Genomic DNA, 17,226 nt, shown 5'->3' with positions numbered 1-17,226 from the left:
GCATAGCATTTTTGGTCAAGTCCTCGACCTATTAGTACTCATAAGCTAAACACATTACTGCGCTTACACCTTGAGCCTATCAACCAAGTAGTCTTCTTGGGGTCTTACCTTAAAAAGTGGGAAATCTTATCTTGAGGGTGGCTTCGCGCTTAGATGCTTTCAGCGCTTATCCAGTCCATACATAGCTACCCAGCTGTGCCACTGGCGTGACAACTGGTGCACCAGAGGTATGTCCATCCCGGTCCTCTCGTACTAAGGACAGCTCCTCTCAAATTTCCTACGCCTGCGACGGATAGGGACCGAACTGTCTCACGACGTTCTGAACCCAGCTCGCGTACCACTTTAATGGGCGAACAGCCCAACCCTTGGGACCTACTACAGCCCCAGGATGTGATGAGCCGACATCGAGGTGCCAAACCTCCCCGTCGATGTGGACTCTTGGGGGAGATCAGCCTGTTATCCCCAGGGTAGCTTTTATCCGTTGAGCGATGGCCCTTCCACTCGGTACCACCGGATCACTAAGCCCGACTTTCGTCCTTGCTCGACCTGTATGTCTTGCAATCAAGCTCCCTTTTGCCTTTACACTCTATGCACGATTTCCGACCGTGCTGAGGGAACCTTTGGGCGCCTCCGTTACTTTTTAGGAGGCGACCGCCCCAGTCAAACTGCCCACCTGACAGTGTCCCAAGACCGGATTCACGGCCTGTGGTTAGAATCCCAATACTACAAGGGTGGTATCCCAAGGATGGCTCCACCGAAACTGGCGTCCCGGCTTCTTGGCCTCCCACCTATCCTGTACATGTAGTATCAAGATCCAATGTCAAGCTACAGTAAAGCTCCATGGGGTCTTTCCGTCCTGTCGCAGGTATCCAGCATCTTCACTGGAATTACAATTTCACCGAGTCCCTTGTTGAGACAGTGCCCAAATCGTTACGCCTTTCGTGCGGGTCGGAACTTACCCGACAAGGAATTTCGCTACCTTAGGACCGTTATAGTTACGGCCGCCGTTTACTGGGGCTTAAGTTCAGTGCTTCGCAAAAGCTAACACATCCCCTTAACCTTCCAGCACCGGGCAGGCGTCAGCCCCTATACATCATCTTTCGATTTAGCAGAGACCTGTGTTTTTGGTAAACAGTCGCTTGGGCCTATTCTCTGCGGCCTCCTCGGGCATACACCCTAACGAGGCACCCCTTCTCCCGAAGTTACGGGGTCATTTTGCCGAGTTCCTTAACAAGGGTTCTCTCGCTGGCCTTAGGATTCTCTCCTCACCTACCTGTGTCGGTTTGCGGTACGGGCACCTCTTACCTCGGTAGAGACTTTTCTTGGCAGCATGAAATCAGCTACTTCGCTACTTAAATTCGCTCCCCATCACACCTTAGGATATGTTAAGACGGATTTGCCTATCTTAACTCCCTTGATGCTTGGACCTACGCGACCAGCGGTAGGATAACCTATCCTTCTGCGTCATCCCATCCCTCAAACGGTAATTGGTGGTACAGGAATCTCAACCTGTTGTCCATCGCCTACGCCAATTGGCCTCGGCTTAGGTCCCGACTAACCCTGAGCGGACGAACCTTCCTCAGGAAACCTTAGGTTTTCGGCCCGTGGGATTCTCACCCACGTCTCGCTACTCATGCCAACATTCTCTCTTCTCTAAAGTCCACTAATCCTTACGGTTTAGCTTCAGCCCTTAGAGAATGCTCCCCTACCCATCCTTACGGATGCCGTAGCTTCGGTGATGAGTTTTAGCCCCGGTAATTTTCGGCGCAGGATCACTCGACCAGTGAGCTATTACGCACTCTTTAAATGAATGGCTGCTTCTAAGCCAACATCCTGGTTGTCTGTGCAATCCCACATCCTTTTCCACTTAACTCATACTTAGGGACCTTAGCTGACGGTCTGGGCTGTTTCCCTCTTGACTATGAATCTTATCACCCATAGTCTGACTCCCGAGCAAAAGAATAAGGCATTCGGAGTTTGATAGTCTTCGGTAACCCAAAGGGCCCCTAGGACAGTCAGTGCTCTACCTCCTTTTCTCTAAGCTCGAGGCTAGCCCTAAAGCTATTTCGGGGAGAACCAGCTATCTCCAAGCTCGATTGGAATTTCACCGCTACCCACAGCTCATCCCCGCACTTTTCAACGTGCGTGGGTTCGGACCTCCACGAAATTTTACTTTCGCTTCATCCTGTCCATGGGTAGGTCGCCTGGTTTCGGGTCTACGGCAAGTAACTAAAACGCCCATTTAAGACTCGCTTTCGCTGCGGCTCCAGACCTTAAGTCCTTAACCTTGCTACTTACCGTAACTCGTTGGCCCGTTCTACAAAAAGTACGCGGTCACACTAAAAATGTGCTTCCACAGCTTGTAGGCACAGGGTTTCAGGTTCTATTTCACTCCCCTCCCGGGGTTCTTTTCACCTTTCCCTCACGGTACTATGCGCTATCGGTCACCAAGTAGTATTTAGCCTTGGGGGGTGGTCCCCCCTGCTTCCCACAGGGTTTCACGTGTCCCGTGGTACTCTGGAGTATGCTCAAAAGGTTTCGTGTTTAATCTACAGGACTGTTACCTTCTGTGGTGGGCCTTTCCAGACCTCTTCGACTACACTACTAACTTTCTAAAGAGCATATCCGCAACCCCTACAAAGCGAAGCTTTATAGGTTTGGGCTAATCCCCTTTCGCTCGCCGCTACTTAGGGAATCGAATTTTCTTTCTCTTCCTCAGGGTACTTAGATGTTTCAGTTCCCCTGGTTCCCCTCCTTAGACTATGTATTCATCTAAGGATACCTAGACATTACTCTAGGTGGGTTTCCCCATTCGGAAATCTCCGGATCAAAGGTTGCTTGCACCTCCCCGAAGCTTATCGCAGCTTACCACGTCCTTCATCGGCTCTTGGTGCCAAGGCATCCGCCCTGCGCCCTTAATAACTTGACCAGCTATAATGCTATGCAATTTTCAAAGTGCTAAAGCACTTTAACTAAGTGCTAATTGGTGGAGATGAGGAGGATCGAACTCCTGACCCCCTGCGTGCAAGGCAGGTGCTCTCCCAGCTGAGCTACATCCCCACGTTTTCAGCAATGAACGCTGAAAACTAAACAGCAGGTAAAACTCCTTAGAAAGGAGGTGATCCAGCCGCACCTTCCGATACGGCTACCTTGTTACGACTTCACCCCAGTCATCGATTTCACCTTCGGCAGCCCCCTCCTTGCGGTTAGGTAGCTGACTTCGGGTGCCCCCGACTCCCATGGTGTGACGGGCGGTGTGTACAAGACCCGGGAACGTATTCACCGCGGCATTCTGATCCGCGATTACTAGCAACTCCAGCTTCATGCAGGCGAGTTTCAGCCTGCAATCCGAACTGAGACCAGCTTTAAGGGATTAGCTCAGCCTCACGACCTTGCAGCCCTCTGTACTGGCCATTGTAGCACGTGTGTAGCCCTAGGCATAAGGGGCATGATGATTTGACGTCATCCCCACCTTCCTCCGAGTTATCCTCGGCAGTCCCTTTAGAGTGCCCAACTTAATGCTGGCAACTAAAAGTAAGGGTTGCGCTCGTTGCGGGACTTAACCCAACATCTCACGACACGAGCTGACGACAACCATGCACCACCTGTCACCTCAGTCCCCGAAGGGAAGGCTCCGATTAAGGAGCTGTCCGAGGGATGTCAAGCCTAGGTAAGGTTCTTCGCGTTGCTTCGAATTAAACCACATGCTCCGCTGCTTGTGCGGGTCCCCGTCAATTCCTTTGAGTTTCACTCTTGCGAGCGTACTCCCCAGGCGGAGTGCTTAATGCGTTAACTACGGCACCGAGAGGGGTAACTCCCGACACCTAGCACTCATCGTTTACGGCGTGGACTACCAGGGTATCTAATCCTGTTTGCTCCCCACGCTTTCGTGCCTCAGCGTCAGTTGCAGTCCAGAGAGCCGCCTTCGCAACTGGTGTTCCTCCCAATATCTACGCATTTCACCGCTACACTGGGAATTCCACTCTCCTCTCCTGCACTCAAGCCCAACAGTTTCAAAGGCTTACTACGGTTGAGCCGTAGCCTTTCACCTCTGACTTGAAGGGCCGCCTACGCACCCTTTACGCCCAGTAATTCCGGATAACGCTAGCCCCCTACGTATTACCGCGGCTGCTGGCACGTAGTTAGCCGGGGCTTCCTCCTTGAGTACCGTCAGAATTCTTCCTCAAGGACAGAACTTTACGACCCGAAGGCCTTCATCGTTCACGCGGCGTTGCTGCATCAGGCTTTCGCCCATTGTGCAATATTCCCCACTGCTGCCTCCCGTAGGAGTCTGGACCGTGTCTCAGTTCCAGTGTGGCCGATCACCCTCTCAGGTCGGCTACCCATCGTCGCCTTGGTAGGCCGTTACCCCACCAACTAGCTAATGGGACGCGGGCCCATCCTGTACCGCAAAAGCTTTGATCAAAAGAAGATGCCTTCCTTTGATATCATCTTGTATTAGCACACCTTTCGGTGTGTTATCCAAGTGTACAGGGCAGGTTACCCACGCGTTACTCACCCGTCCGCCGCTGAGAAATATTAGCAAGCTAATATTTCTCCGCTCGACTTGCATGTGTTAGGCACGCCGCCAGCGTTCATCCTGAGCCAGGATCAAACTCTCAAATATAACTTTTATATTTAGTAACTGGCTTAATTACCTGCTGTTTAATTTTCAAAGTTCATTTTGACTTGTCTTAGCGACAAGTAATAATATATCACCTTTTAAAGTATGCGTCAACACTTTTTTTGTTTTTTTTATTATTTTTTTTGATAAGTAGAATATTATATCTGTTTACTTCAAAAAATAAGCATAAATTCAAATATGAATGGAGTGCTTTATATGAGGGATAAGTTTAATTATATCAAACAGTTGTACGAAGATGGATATAGATGTATATACTACGACTGCAATGAAGATGACGTATTTACTATTTATCTTAAGAATTTTGATAATGAAAAAAGCGAGACAGTACAGATATGTGATTGTACTGAATTTAATCAATTTAAGTCCTATATAGACGGACTTAGTCAAAACAGTTTATTTTAAAGTTTAAAAAAACAAAGCAAGCGAAATCTTGCTTTGTTTTTTATATACAACAAAGACTTCATCTATAATATTTTTTCTGCCTCTTTCTTCATGACCTTTATAACTTTAGATAAAAGCCTTTTAAGAGCTTTTCTTTCTTCATTTTCTCTAGTTTTTCTTGATACATATTCATCTATATATATAACTTTTCTATCTTTCATTAAATATCACATCCCTAAATTAATATTTAATGATATATTTTCTATATCAAAGTTATATTTCCTTCTTTAAAATCATCAATCTTTATTATGATTTTTTATACAAATATAAAAAGATTATGTGGCTACGTCCTACTCTCCCAGGAGGCTTCCCTCCAAGTACCATCGGCGCAAAGGAGCTTAACTTCTGTGTTCGGAATGGGAACAGGTGTATCCTCCTTGCTATAGTAACCACATAATCTTTTAATTTACTTTGTACTTTTATATTAGCACATTCAAAACTGCATAGCATTTTTGGTCAAGTCCTCGACCTATTAGTACTCATAAGCTAAACACATTACTGCGCTTACACCTTGAGCCTATCAACCAAGTAGTCTTCTTGGGGTCTTACCTTAAAAAGTGGGAAATCTTATCTTGAGGGTGGCTTCGCGCTTAGATGCTTTCAGCGCTTATCCAGTCCATACATAGCTACCCAGCTGTGCCACTGGCGTGACAACTGGTGCACCAGAGGTATGTCCATCCCGGTCCTCTCGTACTAAGGACAGCTCCTCTCAAATTTCCTACGCCTGCGACGGATAGGGACCGAACTGTCTCACGACGTTCTGAACCCAGCTCGCGTACCACTTTAATGGGCGAACAGCCCAACCCTTGGGACCTACTACAGCCCCAGGATGTGATGAGCCGACATCGAGGTGCCAAACCTCCCCGTCGATGTGGACTCTTGGGGGAGATCAGCCTGTTATCCCCAGGGTAGCTTTTATCCGTTGAGCGATGGCCCTTCCACTCGGTACCACCGGATCACTAAGCCCGACTTTCGTCCTTGCTCGACCTGTATGTCTTGCAATCAAGCTCCCTTTTGCCTTTACACTCTATGCACGATTTCCGACCGTGCTGAGGGAACCTTTGGGCGCCTCCGTTACTTTTTAGGAGGCGACCGCCCCAGTCAAACTGCCCACCTGACAGTGTCCCAAGACCGGATTCACGGCCTGTGGTTAGAATCCCAATACTACAAGGGTGGTATCCCAAGGATGGCTCCACCGAAACTGGCGTCCCGGCTTCTTGGCCTCCCACCTATCCTGTACATGTAGTATCAAGATCCAATGTCAAGCTACAGTAAAGCTCCATGGGGTCTTTCCGTCCTGTCGCAGGTATCCAGCATCTTCACTGGAATTACAATTTCACCGAGTCCCTTGTTGAGACAGTGCCCAAATCGTTACGCCTTTCGTGCGGGTCGGAACTTACCCGACAAGGAATTTCGCTACCTTAGGACCGTTATAGTTACGGCCGCCGTTTACTGGGGCTTAAGTTCAGTGCTTCGCAAAAGCTAACACATCCCCTTAACCTTCCAGCACCGGGCAGGCGTCAGCCCCTATACATCATCTTTCGATTTAGCAGAGACCTGTGTTTTTGGTAAACAGTCGCTTGGGCCTATTCTCTGCGGCCTCCTCGGGCATACACCCTAACGAGGCACCCCTTCTCCCGAAGTTACGGGGTCATTTTGCCGAGTTCCTTAACAAGGGTTCTCTCGCTGGCCTTAGGATTCTCTCCTCACCTACCTGTGTCGGTTTGCGGTACGGGCACCTCTTACCTCGGTAGAGACTTTTCTTGGCAGCATGAAATCAGCTACTTCGCTACTTAAATTCGCTCCCCATCACACCTTAGGATATGTTAAGACGGATTTGCCTATCTTAACTCCCTTGATGCTTGGACCTACGCGACCAGCGGTAGGATAACCTATCCTTCTGCGTCATCCCATCCCTCAAACGGTAATTGGTGGTACAGGAATCTCAACCTGTTGTCCATCGCCTACGCCAATTGGCCTCGGCTTAGGTCCCGACTAACCCTGAGCGGACGAACCTTCCTCAGGAAACCTTAGGTTTTCGGCCCGTGGGATTCTCACCCACGTCTCGCTACTCATGCCAACATTCTCTCTTCTCTAAAGTCCACTAATCCTTACGGTTTAGCTTCAGCCCTTAGAGAATGCTCCCCTACCCATCCTTACGGATGCCGTAGCTTCGGTGATGAGTTTTAGCCCCGGTAATTTTCGGCGCAGGATCACTCGACCAGTGAGCTATTACGCACTCTTTAAATGAATGGCTGCTTCTAAGCCAACATCCTGGTTGTCTGTGCAATCCCACATCCTTTTCCACTTAACTCATACTTAGGGACCTTAGCTGACGGTCTGGGCTGTTTCCCTCTTGACTATGAATCTTATCACCCATAGTCTGACTCCCGAGCAAAAGAATAAGGCATTCGGAGTTTGATAGTCTTCGGTAACCCAAAGGGCCCCTAGGACAGTCAGTGCTCTACCTCCTTTTCTCTAAGCTCGAGGCTAGCCCTAAAGCTATTTCGGGGAGAACCAGCTATCTCCAAGCTCGATTGGAATTTCACCGCTACCCACAGCTCATCCCCGCACTTTTCAACGTGCGTGGGTTCGGACCTCCACGAAATTTTACTTTCGCTTCATCCTGTCCATGGGTAGGTCGCCTGGTTTCGGGTCTACGGCAAGTAACTAAAACGCCCATTTAAGACTCGCTTTCGCTGCGGCTCCAGACCTTAAGTCCTTAACCTTGCTACTTACCGTAACTCGTTGGCCCGTTCTACAAAAAGTACGCGGTCACACTAAAAATGTGCTTCCACAGCTTGTAGGCACAGGGTTTCAGGTTCTATTTCACTCCCCTCCCGGGGTTCTTTTCACCTTTCCCTCACGGTACTATGCGCTATCGGTCACCAAGTAGTATTTAGCCTTGGGGGGTGGTCCCCCCTGCTTCCCACAGGGTTTCACGTGTCCCGTGGTACTCTGGAGTATGCTCAAAAGGTTTCGTGTTTAATCTACAGGACTGTTACCTTCTGTGGTGGGCCTTTCCAGACCTCTTCGACTACACTACTAACTTTCTAAAGAGCATATCCGCAACCCCTACAAAGCGAAGCTTTATAGGTTTGGGCTAATCCCCTTTCGCTCGCCGCTACTTAGGGAATCGAATTTTCTTTCTCTTCCTCAGGGTACTTAGATGTTTCAGTTCCCCTGGTTCCCCTCCTTAGACTATGTATTCATCTAAGGATACCTAGACATTACTCTAGGTGGGTTTCCCCATTCGGAAATCTCCGGATCAAAGGTTGCTTGCACCTCCCCGAAGCTTATCGCAGCTTACCACGTCCTTCATCGGCTCTTGGTGCCAAGGCATCCGCCCTGCGCCCTTAATAACTTGACCAGCTATAATGCTATGCAATTTTCAAAGTGCTAAAGCACTTTAACTAAGTGCTAATTGGTGGAGATGAGGAGGATCGAACTCCTGACCCCCTGCGTGCAAGGCAGGTGCTCTCCCAGCTGAGCTACATCCCCACGTTTTCAGCAATGAACGCTGAAAACTAAACAGCAGGTAAAACTCCTTAGAAAGGAGGTGATCCAGCCGCACCTTCCGATACGGCTACCTTGTTACGACTTCACCCCAGTCATCGATTTCACCTTCGGCAGCCCCCTCCTTGCGGTTAGGTAGCTGACTTCGGGTGCCCCCGACTCCCATGGTGTGACGGGCGGTGTGTACAAGACCCGGGAACGTATTCACCGCGGCATTCTGATCCGCGATTACTAGCAACTCCAGCTTCATGCAGGCGAGTTTCAGCCTGCAATCCGAACTGAGACCAGCTTTAAGGGATTAGCTCAGCCTCACGACCTTGCAGCCCTCTGTACTGGCCATTGTAGCACGTGTGTAGCCCTAGGCATAAGGGGCATGATGATTTGACGTCATCCCCACCTTCCTCCGAGTTATCCTCGGCAGTCCCTTTAGAGTGCCCAACTTAATGCTGGCAACTAAAAGTAAGGGTTGCGCTCGTTGCGGGACTTAACCCAACATCTCACGACACGAGCTGACGACAACCATGCACCACCTGTCACCTCAGTCCCCGAAGGGAAGGCTCCGATTAAGGAGCTGTCCGAGGGATGTCAAGCCTAGGTAAGGTTCTTCGCGTTGCTTCGAATTAAACCACATGCTCCGCTGCTTGTGCGGGTCCCCGTCAATTCCTTTGAGTTTCACTCTTGCGAGCGTACTCCCCAGGCGGAGTGCTTAATGCGTTAACTACGGCACCGAGAGGGGTAACTCCCGACACCTAGCACTCATCGTTTACGGCGTGGACTACCAGGGTATCTAATCCTGTTTGCTCCCCACGCTTTCGTGCCTCAGCGTCAGTTGCAGTCCAGAGAGCCGCCTTCGCAACTGGTGTTCCTCCCAATATCTACGCATTTCACCGCTACACTGGGAATTCCACTCTCCTCTCCTGCACTCAAGCCCAACAGTTTCAAAGGCTTACTACGGTTGAGCCGTAGCCTTTCACCTCTGACTTGAAGGGCCGCCTACGCACCCTTTACGCCCAGTAATTCCGGATAACGCTAGCCCCCTACGTATTACCGCGGCTGCTGGCACGTAGTTAGCCGGGGCTTCCTCCTTGAGTACCGTCAGAATTCTTCCTCAAGGACAGAACTTTACGACCCGAAGGCCTTCATCGTTCACGCGGCGTTGCTGCATCAGGCTTTCGCCCATTGTGCAATATTCCCCACTGCTGCCTCCCGTAGGAGTCTGGACCGTGTCTCAGTTCCAGTGTGGCCGATCACCCTCTCAGGTCGGCTACCCATCGTCGCCTTGGTAGGCCGTTACCCCACCAACTAGCTAATGGGACGCGGGCCCATCCTGTACCGCAAAAGCTTTGATCAAAAGAAGATGCCTTCCTTTGATATCATCTTGTATTAGCACACCTTTCGGTGTGTTATCCAAGTGTACAGGGCAGGTTACCCACGCGTTACTCACCCGTCCGCCGCTGAGAAATATTAGCAAGCTAATATTTCTCCGCTCGACTTGCATGTGTTAGGCACGCCGCCAGCGTTCATCCTGAGCCAGGATCAAACTCTCAAATATAACTTTTATATTTAGTAACTGGCTTAATTACCTGCTGTTTAATTTTCAAAGTTCATTTAAGACTATGTTGTTTATTATAAATCATTTTTCTGCATCTGTCAACATTTTTTTATTTTGTTTTTGTCTCTCTCATCAAGGACAAGTAATAATATATCATCTATTTGTTATTGAGTCAATACTTTTTTATATATTTTTTTATACTGCTATCTAAAATATAGGTTGTGCAATTGCACAACCTTTTATTCATCCGGAGTTTCTATATATGTTTTTGGATAATTTACAGAAGCTACTATAGTGTTGTAATCTTCGAGTATTTCTACTCCTTGTGGTGATGGAAGATCTCCTATAGTTATATACTCTCCATGACTAAGTCTAGATATATCTACATCTATTTCTTTAGGATTATTATGTGCTTGATATTTTACTTCTATATCTCTTACTTGCTGCTGAACTACTAATCCCTGTCTTTCCAACTCTTCTTTATTTACAAGAACAACTGGTATATGTGTACTTATTGTATCGTGTTTATTTACTTTATGTAAATCGAAATGAATTATTTGATTATCTACACCATGCTTTTGAATATCTTGAATGTGTACTGTATAGCGCTTATTTTCTAATGTAATATCCGCGACATTGGATTCTCTGTTATTTTTATAGAATTCTTGCAATTCTTTTTTATCTGCAACAACACAAATAGGATCTAGGTCTTTTCCATATAATACTCCTGGTATAAGCCCTTGTTTTCTTAATTTTTTGTTGTTCATATTATTATAAAAGCTCCTTAATGTCAAGTTCATAATTATACCTCCTAAAAATTTTATAAATTCTAAAAGGTATTATTGACAGTAAAGAGCTCTTTAATACAAATTTTTATACTATTATACCAACTTTAATAATCTGTTTAATACATCTCTTAACTTAGCATGTCCTAAACTTTTATGAGACATAACAAATACTGTTTTTATACTATTTTCTACCTCATCATACCTGTATGAATACGCTGTAGATATAGAATCTTTAGGCATAAATTCTTCAAGATCTATAGCAAAACCATCTGCTAGATCCATATACTCAGTAATAATATCATCTATATCTTCATTTTCAATATCATAACCTTCTTCTTTTAATATTTCATTTAAAGTATCTACTTTTATAGATAAATCTGCTGCTACTATATCGTCTCGCTTTGATCTTGTACTTATATCTTTTACATCATCAAAACAGCTATTTTCTTTTATAATGTTCATTATATCTTTGCTGTCTATTATTTTATCATCAAATATAACATACATTTATTTGCTCTCCCTTCACAAAAAGACTTTGTTCCTATGTAAATTATAACTTTTTCATAATTTATTAAAGTATATAATTTACTATGTGTTATAAAAAAATAAGAAACCTTAATATTGGTTTCTACTCCAATTAATTATATATATATATGTATAATATGTAAATATTGCATTTTTAAACTATTAATAGCTTTATTACTACCATGGATAAAATTCCCACAATTCCTAAATATCCTGCTATAACTGATGTTATTATATTTATCCCAAAAGTTAAATTAATCCCTGTTAAAACTAGTATTTGATTTAATGTAAATAAACCAAGTCCACCCACACATACTTTAAAAATCATTTTTCCTAACGCCTTCAAAGGTCCCACAAGTAAAAGAAAGATTGTGTAAACACTTAATAAAGCCACTCCATAGATTAAAATCATTCTTATTTGCATTGTTGCATCCATCGGTATCCCCCTTACAAGTTATACACACTTTTACTCCTTATATTATTTTCCTTAGCTTTTTTTAAGAAATATGAATATCTTGATCTTGCTGCTTCTAATCTAAATACTGCATAATCTACTAGGTCAGGATCTTTAACACTTTCAAAAAATGATTCTGCAGATTTTAAATCCAAATATGCACTCTTTAGTTCGTTTATAAATTGTTCATCTTCATCTATCTCTTTTTTGAAAAAATTTATATAGTTCATTTCTATTCCTCCTTTATATTTTATATTCTAAATTTTAGACTTTTATTATCGAATATATACTACATATTTTAAACTTTTTCCTTATACAAAAAAAGCAGTGTCTCCACTGCTTTTTCTTACGAATTTTTTATTAAATGGTATAAAGTCATAACCCCTTCTCCTGTAGCTCCCTTAGGTATATAATCAAATTCTTTTTCACTCCAAGATGTTCCTGCTATATCCATGTGTATCCAAGGTCTATCCTTTACAAACTCTTCTATGAATACAGCGGCAGTTATGGTTCCTGCATATTTTCCACCAGTATTTTTCAAATCTGCAATATCTGATTTTATAAGCTCTTTATACTCTGGATAATTAGGTAGTCTCCATATTTTTTCTCCTGATATCTTGCTTGCTTTTTCTAGCTGCAAATAGAAATTGTCATTATTTGAAACTACAGCTGTTGTAATAGTTCCTAGTGCTACTAAAGCTGCACCTGTTAAAGTAGCTATATCTAAAACCTTACTTACATTTTCCTTTTCTATAACATAATTTACAGCATCAACTAATGTCAATCTTCCTTCTGCATCTGTATTTAAAACTTCTATAGTCTTCCCTGCCATAGACTCTATTATATCTCCTGGTTTATAAGCATTTGAGGATATCATATTTTCACAAGCTGCTATAACTCCAATTACATTTACTTTTAAATTCATTTTTGCTATAGCACTTATTGTTCCTATAACAGCCCCAGCTCCAGCCATATCAGATTTCATTTCAACCATACTATCTGTCATCTTCAAAGATAAACCTCCACTATCATATGTAAGTCCTTTGCCCACAAGACCTAATATATTATCTTTATTTTCTATGTCTTTCATGTATTTCATAACTATAAGTCTTGGTGGATTACTAGCTCCTTTTGCAACCTCTAGGTAAGCTTTCATTCCTAAATTCTCTATTTGTTTTTCATCATAAATCTCAACTAAAAAATTACTCTCTTTTCCTATTTCTACTACTTTGTTTGCAAGGTCTATTGGAGTAAGTTTATTAGCTGGTTCATTTACTAAATCTCTGCATAAATTTGTAGCACTTGCTAGTATATTAGCTTCATTAACTAGATGATTAATTTCTTCTTTGTTAACTTTACAATTTATACATATACTATCTATATTAGTTTCTCTTTTAGAAGTTTTGTACTTTTCAAACTTATAAACAGATAAAATAATTCCTTCACATATGTAGTTTATATATTTCTTAACAAAATCATCGCTCATATTATCAAGTATAAATTGTATATTTTTAGAGCATAGTTTTTCACACTCTTTTACTGCCCTTGCTACTGCACCCCTTACTCTTTGACCTGTAAGAGTTTCTTTATCTCCTAATCCTAACAATATTATATTTTTTAGATTATTATCTAAATATAAGGTAATAACTTTTATTTCTTTATACTCTCCCTTGAACTGTTTTGATTTAATCAAGTAGTCTATGCTATTTAATACATCTTCATCTACTCCTTCAAATAAGCCTTCTAGAGTATCCAAATAAGCTAATATTACTGTGTCACAATTGTCTTTGATTTTTTCATTAACTTTTATAATCAATGTAGATCCTCCTTTGTTTAAATTTTGATTTATCATTATATTACCCTTTTGGAGTATTTATTAAAAGTATATATACAATCTTTAATTTAACGGATAATAGAATAGCAAAAATATGTCAATATATAAATATTAGGAACACTAAAAATATATAGTACGGAGGGTATATGAAAAATAATAAGTTCAAATTAGGAGATATGTTGGTATCAGTTGGAAAAATAACTAATAATCAATTGCAAGAAGCTTTAAAAGAACAAAGAATATCAGGAAAGAAATTAGGAGAAATACTTGTAGAAAAAGGATTTGTAGATGAACTTCAAATAATAGAAATATTGGAATTTCAACTAGGTATACCTCATATAGATTTGAATAAATACTATATAGATCCTAACACAGTTAAACTAATACCTGAGTATTTAGCTAGAAAACATATTCTAATTCCTATATCTAAAAAGAATGGAAAATTAACAGTAGCAATGGCAGATCCATTGAATATTTTTGCTATAGATGATATTAGAATATACTCTGGTTTTGATATTGAACCTGTTATATCTACTAAAGCTAGCATCCTTAAAACTATAGATATATATTACGGAAAAGAAATAGCACAAAAAGCAGTTGAAGATTTTAAAAAAGAACAAACTAAAAATATTAATAACGAAATTAAAAGTGATTCTTTAGAAAATGTAAATACTGCTCCGATAGTTAGGCTAGTAAACTCTATATTTGAAGAAGCTGTAAATATAGGTGCAAGTGATATACATATTGAACCTTTTGAAAATAATGTAAGAATACGATATAGAGTTGATGGAAGTTTAATAGAGGGAATGAACTTGATAAAAGAAACTCATTTATCCTTAGTTAATAGAATAAAAATTATGGGCAAAATGAATATAGCAGAAAAAAGAATACCTCAAGATGGAAGAATAGAAATAAATATAAATGATAAACCATTAGATCTTCGTATATCTATAATACCCACAGTATTTGGAGAAAAAGTGGTAATAAGGCTTTTAGTTAGAAATGGATTTTTCTTTTCAAGAAATGACCTAGGACTAATAGATGAAAACATAGAAAGATTTGATAAAGTAGTCAAAAACCCTAGCGGTATAATATTAATTACAGGACCTACAGGAAGTGGAAAAACAACAACACTATATACTTTACTAAAAGAATTGAATAGTATAGACAAAAACATAATATCTATAGAAGATCCTGTTGAATATAAAATTGAAGGTATAAATCAAATTCAGATAAATAATAAAGCAGGACTTACATTTGCAAATGGTCTTAGATCTATATTAAGACAAGATCCTGATATCATAATGGTTGGTGAAATAAGAGATAAAGAAACAGCTCAAATATCTATAAGAGCAGCTACAACAGGACATTTAGTTATAAGTACTATGCATACTAATGATGCTCCTTCTACTATTTCAAGACTTTTAGATATGGAAATAGAACCTTACCTTATCTCATCTTCACTAGTAGGGGTAGTAGCTCAAAGGTTAGTTAGAAAGATATGTCCAGAATGCATACAGCATTATACTCCTAGTATAGAAGAAATGAAGATTCTAAATATTAATGAGGATACAAAACTATATAAAGGAAAGGGATGTCTTAATTGTAGTAATACAGGATATAAAGGAAGAAGAGCAATCCATGAAATAATGATAATAGACAAAGAGTCTAAGAGTATGATAAATTCAAAATTTAATCTAGAAGATTTAAGAGAACATGCACTTAAAAATGGTATGATTTCACTAAAAGAAAACTGTAAAAAACTAGTATTAAGCGGAGTAACTACTTTTGATGAGATGATAAAAGCTACATACACTTACGAGTAGGTGATAATTTATGAATATGTACGATTTGCTTCAAAAAACAAGGCAATTAAATGCTTCAGATCTTCATATAACTGTTGGACACCCTCCTGTTATGAGAATAAATGGAGTATTAACTAAATATACCGATCAAGTACTTCTACCAGAAGATAACCTAAGACTTGTAAAAGAAATATTAGATACTACTCAATTTAATAAACTTGAGGAATACGGAGAAATAGATACCTCGGTTTCATATAGTAAGCTAGGTAGATTTAGAGTAAATGTGTTTAAACAAAGAAATACTTATGGTATTGCTATAAGATGCATTCATGTAGATGTTCCTACTATAGAAGAACTAGGTTTGCCATCAGTGATTAAAGATTTAACTAAAAAACAAAGAGGCCTTATACTTGTAACAGGTCCAACTGGAAGTGGAAAATCTACTACTCTTGCAGCTATGATAGATTGTATAAACAAAGAAAGAAGTTGCCATATACTAACTTTAGAAGACCCTATAGAATATCTTCATAAACACAAAAAAAGTATAATAAACCAAAGAGAAATAGGAACAGATTCTAAATCATTTTCTCAAGCTTTAAGATCTGCTCTAAGACAAGATCCAGATGTAATATTAGTAGGTGAAATGAGAGATCTTGAAACTATGTCAATAGCACTTACTGCAGCCGAAACAGGTCATTTAGTACTATCTACCCTTCACACAATAGGAGCAGCTAAAACTATAGATAGAATTATAGACTCTTTTCCTTCACATCATAAACAACAAATAATAATTCAACTATCTACAATACTAGAAGGAGTTATATCCCAACAACTTCTACCGACATTAGATGGAAAAAAAAGAGTTGCAGCACTAGAAATAATGATTGCAACACCGGCAATAAGAAATCTTATAAGAGAAAATAAAACACACCAGATCCAAACCGCTATACAAACAGGAGCAAAATTTGGTATGAAAAGCATGGATGCAAGTTTAAGTGAGCTTTATATGAAAGGATATATAAGTAAAGAAACAATGATTAATCACGCTGTAGATAAAGATATGATAGAGCGATATATTTAACTTTAAATAAGAAAGGTGTTAGATATGCCTGTATATAAATATATGGTAGTAAATGAAGCAGGAGAAAAAATTAAAAGTGTTATTCACGCAAATAATGAAAATGAAGTGTTAAGTATATTAAGAAAATACAACTACTATCCTATAGAAATAAAAGAAATTAAAAAAAATCCAAAATAAAAGATCTATTATATATAAATAAAGTAAAGACAAAAGATATAGCAATATTTTGTAGACAATTTTATACGCTTTTAAATTCAGGAATAACAATATTGACTTGTTTAGATATATTAAAGTCTCAAACAGAAAATAAAAATCTTAAATCATCACTCAATCAGTGTTATGAAGATGTTCAAAGAGGAATGTCATTTTCAGAATCTCTAAAGAAAAATAATGATGTATTTCCAAGTCTACTTATAAGCATGATAGAAGTTGGAGAAGTAAGTGGTAATCTAGACATAATAATGAACAGGATGGCTACATATTATGAAAAAGAAAACAAGATATATACAAAGGTAAAGGGGGCTATGACTTATCCTATTATACTAAGTATAGTTTCAGCTGTAGTAGTTACATTTTTACTTGCAT

The 17,226-nt window shown here is 40.9% G+C and carries 11 protein-coding genes, 2 tRNA genes and 5 rRNA genes; 5 read left to right on the top strand and 13 right to left on the bottom strand.

Annotation, left to right across the window (positions count from 1 at the left end; genetic code table 11):
- Nucleotides 1–11: 11 nt before the first annotated feature.
- The 3 genes from JWYL7_RS00080 to JWYL7_RS00070 form a co-directional block, all read right to left on the bottom strand.
- A 23S ribosomal RNA gene (locus JWYL7_RS00080) occupies nt 12–2,929 on the bottom strand.
- Between the two features lie 55 nt (nt 2,930–2,984).
- Nucleotides 2,985–3,060: transfer RNA gene (locus tag JWYL7_RS00075), tRNA-Ala, on the bottom strand.
- A 51-nt stretch (nt 3,061–3,111) separates the two neighbouring features.
- Nucleotides 3,112–4,627: ribosomal RNA gene (locus tag JWYL7_RS00070) — 16S ribosomal RNA — on the bottom strand.
- A 213-nt stretch (nt 4,628–4,840) separates the two neighbouring features.
- On the opposite strand from JWYL7_RS00070, the gene JWYL7_RS00065 reads away from it, so the two are divergent.
- On the top strand, nt 4,841–5,047 hold the full coding sequence (locus JWYL7_RS00065) for a hypothetical protein (protein WP_066067215.1): 207 nt from the start codon (nt 4,841–4,843) through the stop codon (nt 5,045–5,047).
- Between the two features lie 62 nt (nt 5,048–5,109).
- On the opposite strand, the gene JWYL7_RS10445 is transcribed toward JWYL7_RS00065, so the two are convergent.
- The 10 genes from JWYL7_RS10445 to JWYL7_RS00020 form a co-directional block, all read right to left on the bottom strand.
- Entirely contained in the window at nt 5,110–5,247 is a 138-nt protein-coding gene (locus tag JWYL7_RS10445) for a hypothetical protein (protein ID WP_161937469.1), read from the bottom strand.
- A gap of 116 nt (nt 5,248–5,363) precedes the next feature.
- Nucleotides 5,364–5,480: ribosomal RNA gene (gene rrf / locus JWYL7_RS00060) — 5S ribosomal RNA — on the bottom strand.
- A gap of 58 nt (nt 5,481–5,538) precedes the next feature.
- Nucleotides 5,539–8,456 (bottom strand): 23S ribosomal RNA (locus tag JWYL7_RS00055).
- 55 nt (nt 8,457–8,511) lie between these two features.
- Nucleotides 8,512–8,587 (bottom strand) — tRNA-Ala (locus JWYL7_RS00050).
- Between the two features lie 51 nt (nt 8,588–8,638).
- A 16S ribosomal RNA gene (locus JWYL7_RS00045) occupies nt 8,639–10,154 on the bottom strand.
- The 16S, 23S and 5S rRNA genes sit together here with 2 tRNA genes alongside, the layout of an rRNA operon.
- Nucleotides 10,155–10,393: 239 nt before the next feature.
- Nucleotides 10,394–10,954 carry a 50S ribosomal protein L25 gene (locus JWYL7_RS00040; protein WP_066067212.1) on the bottom strand — a complete coding sequence of 187 codons (561 nt, stop codon included), beginning with the start codon at nt 10,952–10,954 and terminating at the stop codon, nt 10,394–10,396.
- A gap of 81 nt (nt 10,955–11,035) precedes the next feature.
- Nucleotides 11,036–11,449 (bottom strand): hypothetical protein, encoded by a 414-nt coding sequence (locus JWYL7_RS00035; protein WP_066067209.1) that lies wholly within the window; start codon nt 11,447–11,449, stop codon nt 11,036–11,038.
- Between the two features lie 172 nt (nt 11,450–11,621).
- Nucleotides 11,622–11,903, bottom strand: coding sequence for a pro-sigmaK processing inhibitor BofA family protein (locus JWYL7_RS00030; protein WP_066067205.1), 282 nt, complete (start codon nt 11,901–11,903; stop codon nt 11,622–11,624).
- Nucleotides 11,904–11,914: 11 nt separating this feature from the next.
- Entirely contained in the window at nt 11,915–12,151 is a 237-nt protein-coding gene (locus JWYL7_RS00025) for a DUF2508 family protein (RefSeq protein ID WP_066067202.1), read from the bottom strand.
- Between the two features lie 116 nt (nt 12,152–12,267).
- Nucleotides 12,268–13,737, bottom strand: a complete 1,470-nt coding sequence (locus tag JWYL7_RS00020) for a leucyl aminopeptidase (protein ID WP_072280224.1) — start codon at nt 13,735–13,737, stop codon at nt 12,268–12,270.
- A gap of 164 nt (nt 13,738–13,901) precedes the next feature.
- Here JWYL7_RS00020 and JWYL7_RS00015 point away from each other — a divergent pair, with 164 nt between their 5' ends.
- The 4 genes from JWYL7_RS00015 to JWYL7_RS00005 all read left to right on the top strand — a co-directional run.
- Nucleotides 13,902–15,581, top strand: a complete 1,680-nt coding sequence (locus JWYL7_RS00015) for a GspE/PulE family protein (RefSeq protein WP_066067199.1) — start codon at nt 13,902–13,904, stop codon at nt 15,579–15,581.
- A 10-nt stretch (nt 15,582–15,591) separates the two neighbouring features.
- Entirely contained in the window at nt 15,592–16,641 is a 1,050-nt protein-coding gene (locus tag JWYL7_RS00010; protein ID WP_066067192.1) for a type IV pilus twitching motility protein PilT, read from the top strand.
- A gap of 24 nt (nt 16,642–16,665) precedes the next feature.
- A complete protein-coding gene (locus JWYL7_RS10705) occupies nt 16,666–16,818 on the top strand; it encodes a hypothetical protein (RefSeq protein ID WP_489752597.1) in 153 nt (50 codons plus the stop codon).
- A gap of 92 nt (nt 16,819–16,910) precedes the next feature.
- Nucleotides 16,911–17,226 (top strand): type II secretion system F family protein (locus JWYL7_RS00005; RefSeq protein WP_331722094.1); only part of this gene is annotated, 316 nt, incomplete at its 3' end.

This window comes from Alkalithermobacter thermoalcaliphilus JW-YL-7 = DSM 7308 (assembly GCA_001584565.1).
GTDB classification, from domain to species: domain Bacteria; phylum Bacillota; class Clostridia; order Peptostreptococcales; family Peptostreptococcaceae; genus Alkalithermobacter; species Alkalithermobacter thermoalcaliphilus.
This window is presented reverse-complemented; position numbering and strand designations above follow the sequence as displayed.